Annotated in this window: 4 protein-coding genes; 1 reads left to right on the top strand and 3 read right to left on the bottom strand. The window is 71.5% G+C overall.

Annotation, left to right across the window (positions count from 1 at the left end; translation table 11 throughout):
• Positions 1-41: 41 nt before the first annotated feature.
• The 3 genes from C1J00_RS35815 to C1J00_RS35805 all read right to left on the bottom strand — a co-directional run bounded on the left by C1J00_RS35815 (position 42) and on the right by C1J00_RS35805 (position 5,457).
• Entirely contained in the window at positions 42-3,098 is a 3,057-nt protein-coding gene (locus C1J00_RS35815) for an alpha-mannosidase (RefSeq protein WP_102913113.1), read from the bottom strand.
• Between the two features lie 69 nt (positions 3,099-3,167).
• Positions 3,168-4,508 carry a 6-phospho-beta-glucosidase gene (locus C1J00_RS35810; protein ID WP_102913112.1) on the bottom strand — a complete coding sequence of 447 codons (1,341 nt, stop codon included), beginning with the start codon at positions 4,506-4,508 and terminating at the stop codon, positions 3,168-3,170.
• A gap of 184 nt (positions 4,509-4,692) precedes the next feature.
• On the bottom strand, positions 4,693-5,457 hold the full coding sequence (locus C1J00_RS35805) for a DeoR/GlpR family DNA-binding transcription regulator (RefSeq protein ID WP_102913114.1): 765 nt from the start codon (positions 5,455-5,457) through the stop codon (positions 4,693-4,695).
• A 150-nt stretch (positions 5,458-5,607) separates the two neighbouring features.
• Between C1J00_RS35805 and C1J00_RS35800 the strand changes: the two genes are divergently transcribed.
• Positions 5,608-6,607, top strand: a 1,000-nt coding sequence (locus tag C1J00_RS35800) for a carbohydrate kinase family protein (RefSeq protein ID WP_102913111.1), incomplete at its 3' end; no start/stop codon positions are given.

Below are 6,607 nucleotides of genomic sequence, written 5' to 3'. Positions count from 1 at the left end.
GACGGAAGCAGCCCCCGCCCCGGGTCGGCGCCCTCGCGCGATCAGGCCCCGGCCTCTTGGCCCCGGCGCAGCCGGAGGGTGAGGATCTGGAAGGGCCGCAGCGTGACGGCGACGGTGCCGTCGGTGATCTCCGCTTCCTCCAGCGGCCGCTCCAGCAGGTCGGTGACCTGCGCTCCGGCCAGCGGGAACCCGGTGCGCAGGGTGCCGGTGGCCCGGCCGCCGCGCGACTCGTAGAGGCGTACGACGACATCGCCGGAGGCGTCGTCGGCGAGTTTGACCGCCTCCACGGTCACGCCCTCGCCCTCGGTGGAGACCACCGGTTCGGGGGCGCCTGCCGCCTCGGCCACCCGGAGCGGCAGGTTGAGGGCGTAGCCCCCGGCGACGGCGTCCTCGATGGTCGCGCCGGGCAGCAGCGCGTAGGTGAAGCGGTGGCGGCCCTGGTCGGCCTCGGGGTCCGGGATGCGCGGGGCGCGGACCAGGCTGAGGCGGACGGTGGTCGTGGTGCCTCCGTCCTCGCGGACCGTGCGGGAGACGTCGTGGCCGTACGTCGAGTCGTTGATGACAGCGACGCCGTAGCCGGGTTCGCCGAGGTGCACCCAGCGGTGGCCGGAGACCTCGAAGCGGGCCGCCTCCCAGCTGGTGTTGGTGTGGGTGGGGCGCTGGATGTGACCGAACTGGATCTCGGCGGAGGAGTGCGGGGCCCGGATGTCGACCGGGAATGCCGCCTTGAGGATCTTCTCGCTCTCGTGCCAGTCGATGTCGGTCTCGATGTCGATCCGGGGGCTGCCGGCGCGGACGGTGATCGTCTGGGTGATCGTGGAGCCCTTGCCGAAGGCCCGCTCGACGCGGATGGCGCCGATCAGCGGGTCCTGCTCGGTGACCGTGACGGACGAGGCGTCCAGCAGGTCGGTGTAGCGGTTCTTGTAGTGCTTGTCGATGTCCCAGGCGTCCCAGTAGTTGGGCAGGTCCGTGTGCAGCCGGAGCAGGTTGCCCGGCTCGGCGAGGACCTCGCGGCCGGCGCGCAGGTCGTGGACGGAGGACAGGGTGCCGTCCTCGGCCACCTCCACACGGACCAGTCCGTTGTCGAGGACCAGGCCGTCCACCGTCACGGCATGCGGGGGCGCGGTGTCGGCGAGGGGCGCGGAACCGTTCGCGGGCACTTCCACGAACACCGGTGCGCCGTCGGCGGTGCGGACCACTTCGGCGCGGTCGTAGGGGCTGGTGTTGAAAACGCGGGGCTCGCCGGTGCCCAGCGCTGCCACCGCCTCGGCGGTCAGCGCGTGCAGCTCGCGCGCGACGCGGGCGTACTCCGCCTCGGCCTCGCGGTGCACCCAGGCGATGGAGGAGCCGGGCAGGATGTCGTGGAACTGGTGCAGCAACACCGTCTTCCACAGCCGGTCCAGCTTCTCGTGCGGGTAGCTGTAGCCCGGCGCGTGCAGCGCGGCCGTGGTCGCCCAGAGCTCGGCCTCGCGCAGGAGGTGCTCGGAGCGGCGGTTGCCCTGCTTGGTGCGGGCCTGGGAGGTGTAGGTGGCGCGGTGCAGCTCCAGGTAGAGCTCGCCGACCCACACCGGCGCGTCCGGGTACTCCTCTCGGGCCTTGGCGAAGAACTCGTCGGGGTGCTCGACGACGACCTTGGCGGAGCCCTCCAGGTCCGCCAGCCGGCGGGCGCGCTCCATGATCTCGCGGGTGGGGCCACCGCCGCCGTCACCCCAGCCGAAGGGCGCCAGGGACCGGCTGGCGCCTCCCTTCTCCCGGTAGTTGCGGACCGCGCGGGACATCTCCTCACCGCTGAAGCGGGCGTTGTAGGTGTCGACCGGCGGGAAGTGCGTGAAGATGCGGGTGCCGTCGATGCCCTCCCACCAGAAGGTGTGGTGGGGGAACCGGTTGGTCTGGTTCCAGGAGATCTTCTGGGTGAGGAACCAGTCGTTGCCGGCGAGCTTGGCGATCTGTGGGTAGGCCGCGTTGTAGCCGAAGGAGTCCGGCAGCCACACGCCCTTGGTCTCGATGCCGAAGTGCTCGATGAAGAACCGCTTGCCGTGGATGAACTGGCGGGCGACGGCCTCGCCGCCGGGCAGGTTGCCGTCGGACTCGACCCACATGCCGCCGACCGGCGCCCACTGGCCGTTCTTGACGGACTCCTGGATGCGGGCCCAGACCTTCGGGTAGTTGTCGCGCACCCACTCGTACTGCTGGGCCTGCGAGCAGGCGAAGATGAAGTCGTCGTACTCGTCGGCGAGCGAGGTGACGTTGGAGAAGGTGCGGGACGTCTTGCGCTTGGTCTCGCGGATGGGCCAGAGCCAGGCGGAGTCGATGTGGGCGTGGCCGACACCGGAGATCGTGTGCGCGCTGGCGTGCGCGGGCTTGGACAGCACCGGCTTCAGTGCCTCGCGGACCGCGGCGGCGGAGCCGGAGACGTCGTCCAGGTCGAGCAGGTCCATGGCCCGGTCGAGGGCGTGGGCGATCTCGTGCCGGCGCGGGTCGTGCTCGCCGAGCTCCAGCATCAGCTCGCGCAGCACCTGCACGTCGAGGTCGAGGTGCCAGACCTCCTCGTCGAGGATGGCGAGGTCGGCGCTGCGGAAGGTGTAGAGGGGCTTGTCGCCCGCGGTGAGTCTGTCGCCGAGCGGGGTGGTCTTCGAGAAGTTGTCCGCGAGGATGTCCGGGTTGGAAGCGGCCTCGACCAGGTAGTCGACCGTCTCGCCGCCCCGCGCGGGGTTGGCGATCGCCACGTACTGGTTGAGCGGGTTGACGGCCTTGAGCGGGGTGCCGTCGGTGAGGTGCACGAGGGCCTCGGCCTGGTTGCCGGGCCAGTCGCCGACGAAACCGAGGTCGATGACGGCCTCGACACGTCGGCCCGCCCATTCCCCGGGCACCTGTCCGCGCACGCGGAACCAGGTGGTGCCCCAGGGCGGGCCCCACGGGGTGCCCATCGCGAACGGCTCGTAGGAGGCGGCGGCGGCCTCCTCGAACGGGACCGGCTCACCGGGGGCCTGCCAGGCCTCCACCTCGAAGGGGACGGTGGCCGCGTAGACCGCGGTCTTGATGCGCTGGTCGTGAAGGCGCTGCACGCGCTCCTCGATGCGGCGGCTTTCGTCGTGCATGAGATGTCTCCAGGAAGCGGGAAAGCGAGCAGGCGGGAAGCGGTGGGGAAAGCGCTTACCGAGCGGCGTTCACCTAAGGTACGCCAACCCGGGGTGGACCTCTGTGTAGCCCTCGACCAGCCTGCGGGCCACGTTGACGGAGTCGACCAGCGGGTGCAGGGCGAAGGCCTTCACCGCAGTCGCGCGGGAGCCGGAGCCGGCGGCGGCCAGCACCTCGCGCTCGACCGCCTTGACCGCGCAGACCAGGCCGGTGGCGTGATCGGGCAGCGGGTCGACGGTGACGGGGTGGGCGCCGTTGGCGTCGACGAGGCAGGGAACCTCGATGACGGCCTCCGCGTCCAGGACCGACAGCGTGCGCTGGTTGCGGACGTTGAGGATCAGGGTGGTGCGCTCGTCCCGGGCGATGGCCCGCATCAGCGCGAGCGCGACCTTCTCGTAGCCGCCGGACAAATCGTCCTCGTCGCGTTCACCGGCGCCCGCTGTCTCGCGGTTCTCGGCCATGTACGTGGCCTCGCGCTCGGCCCGGGTGCGGTCCCAGACCTTCAGGGCGGGGGCGTGCGGGTTCTTCATCTCGGCATAGAAGCGGGCCTGCTGCTCGTGCAGGAACGCGCCGCGGGTCTTCTCGGCCTGCTGGTAGGCGCGTACGGCCTCGCGGTTGAAGTAGTAGTAGTGCAGGTACTCGTTGGGGATCGCGCCCAGGGAGCGCAGCCAGTCGGCGCCGAAGAGCTTGCCCTCCTCGAAGGAGCCGAGCAGATCGGGGTCGGCGAGCAGACGCGGCAGCTCGTCGCGGCCGGCGACGCGCAGGCCGCGCACCCAGCCGAGGTGGTTGAGGCCGACGTAGTCGATCCACGCCTCCCCCGGGTTCTCCACGCCGAGCACCCGGGCGATACGGCGGCCGAGGCCGACCGGGGAGTCGCAGATGCCGATGACCCGGTTGCCGAGGTGACGGGACATGGCCTCGGTGACCAGGCCGGCCGGGTTGGTGAAGTTGATGACCCAGGCGTCGGGGGCGAGCCGGGCCACGCGTTGCGCGATGTCGACGGCGACCGGGACCGTGCGCAGGCCGTAGGCGATGCCGCCCGCGCCCACGGTCTCCTGCCCCAGCACGCCCTCGGCCAGGGCCACGCGCTCGTCGTGCGCGCGTCCTTCCAGGCCGCCCACGCGGATCGCGGAGAACACGAAGTCGGCGCCGCGCAGGGCCTCGTCGAGGTCGGTGGTGGCGGTCACCTCGGGCGCGTCGGCCACTTGGGCCGCCTGCTCGGCGAGGACGCGTGTCACCGCCGACAGCCGCCCGGCGTCCAGATCGTGCAGGACGACGTGGGTCACGCGCCCCTCGGCATGGTCCTGGAGGAGCGCTCCGTACACCAGCGGCACGCGGAATCCTCCGCCGCCCAGAATCGTCAGCTTCACCGGGTTCCTCCGATAGGGCAGGCTGCGGACGGCATGTGGCGGGAACCGGACACGCGCCACCTCCTTGGACTCGCTTCAGGGCCCCGGGCCGGCTCCGGCACGGCTGGTGTCGGGAGTGCGAGAGCCCTCTGTGCGCGGAACGGCGGGGCGGCCCGGCCCGGGCGCCCGTCGGCCGGGAGGGAGTTCAAGCCTGCACCTTTCCCGCCACGACGACCTCGACGCCCGCCTCCTGGAAGGAGGTGTGCGTCACCGCGTCGACCGGCTCGTTCGTCACGACCGCGGTCAGCTCCTCGGGGCCGCAGACCTTCGCCATCCCGTGCCCCGGGAACTTCGCCGTGTCGGCGAGCAGCACCACCTTCTCGCTCGCCTTGATCATGGCTCGCTTCACCGGCACCTCCACGACCGTCGTGTCCATGACCTGACCGCCGGGCCGCACCCCACTGGTGCCCAGGAAGAGCCAGTCGGCGTGCAGCTGGCGCAGGTTGTCCTCGGTGAGGAAGCCGACCAGGGAGCGGTACTCGCGGCGGACCATGCCGCCGAGCAGGACCAGCTCGATGCCCTCGTCGTCGGCGAGTTCCTCGTAGACCACCAGGTTGCTGGTGATCACGGTGAGCCGGCGGCCGTGCAGCTGCCTGGCCAGGCGGTAGGCCGTCGTCCCGATGTCCAGCAGGACCGACTGGCCGTCGCTGATCATCGCGGCGGCTCGTTCGGCTATGGCGTCCTTCTCGGTGACGCGCACCTCGGCGACCTCGGCGAAGGGCTGGTCGCCCTCCTCCACGACGGCGCCGCCGTGCACGCGCGTGAGCAGTCCGTCTTCTTCCAGTTTGACCAGGTCCCGCCTGATGGTGGCGGGACTCACGCCCAACTGCTCCGAGAGGTCGGTCACGGCCGCGGGCCCGCCGGAGCGCAGGGCCCGCAGGATGAGGTGGTGTCGTCGTTCTGCCAGCACGGCGTGCACATTACTCGTCATCTTCAATCATCGCCATGCTTATTTCTGCTCGGGTATTGACCAATCTCGGCCAGACAGCGCACGATTCCGGTCACCGAAATGAAGAGTTTTGACGATCTCCGTCGAAGCCGTGAGCGAGAGGACACATCCGTGGACGGTGACCGGCCCGATGTGCTGCTGACCGGCCTGCTCTTCTACGACCTCGTCCTGACGGGGCTCGGCAAGCCGCCGACGCCGGGCGAGGAGATCTGGACCGGGGGCATGGGCTGCGGCCCGGGCGGCATCGCGAACCTCGCGGTGGCCGCCTCCCGCTTCGGCCTCAGGACCTCCCTGGCCACGGTCTTCGGCGACGACTTCTACGGCGGGCACTGCCAGGACGTCCTCGGCGGCCAGGAAGGCGTCGACCTCTCGCTCTCCCGTACGGCGGACGGCTGGCCCACCCCGGTCACCGTCTCCTTCGCCCACGGTAACGACCGGGCCCTGCTCACCCACGGCCAGGAGCCGCCGCACTCACAGGACGAGCTGATGGGCGACCCGCCCGACGCGCTGACCGCCCTGGTGCACATCGAGGCCCGGCCGCGCGAGTGGCTCGCCAAGGCCGCGGCGAACGGCACGCGGATCTACGCCGACGTCGGCTGGGACCCCACCCAGGAGTGGCCGACGGCCCTGCTGGAGCAGCTGTCCCTGTGCCACGCCTTCCTCCCGAACGAGGCCGAGGCGATGGCCTACACCCGCACTGACAGCGCGCTGGCCGCGCTCGGCACGCTCTCGGATCTGGTGCCGGTCGCCGTGGTGACCCGGGGCGGGGACGGCGCCATCGCCGTCGACCAGATCACCGGCGAGTACGCCGATGTCCCGGCCCTGGACACCGACGTCCTGGACGCGACGGGCGCCGGGGACGTCTTCGGCGCGAGCTTCGTCGCGGCGTCCCTCGGCGGCTGGCCGCTGGCGGAACGGCTGCGCTTCGCGGTGCTGGCGGCCGGGCTGTCCGTCGGGCACCACGGCGGCGCCCTCGCGGCCCCCGGCTGGCACGGCGTCGACCGCTGGTGGCGCTCCCTGACCGACCCGGAGCTGAAGCGGTCCTACGGATTCCTCGTGGACCGGCTCCCGGCGAACCCGGGACCGCCCGTGCACCACGCCCCTGTCACCC

The organism is Streptomyces cahuitamycinicus (genome assembly GCF_002891435.1).
Taxonomy (GTDB): domain Bacteria; phylum Actinomycetota; class Actinomycetes; order Streptomycetales; family Streptomycetaceae; genus Streptomyces; species Streptomyces cahuitamycinicus.
The sequence above is the reverse complement of the archived record's forward strand: the minus strand, read 5'-3'. Positions and strand labels throughout refer to the sequence as shown.

Coding starts and splice junctions, on each gene's coding strand:
- C1J00_RS35815 (WP_102913113.1), bottom strand. CDS start 3,098: ATGCACGACGAAAGCCGCCGCATCGAGGAGCGCGTGCAGCGCCTTCAC.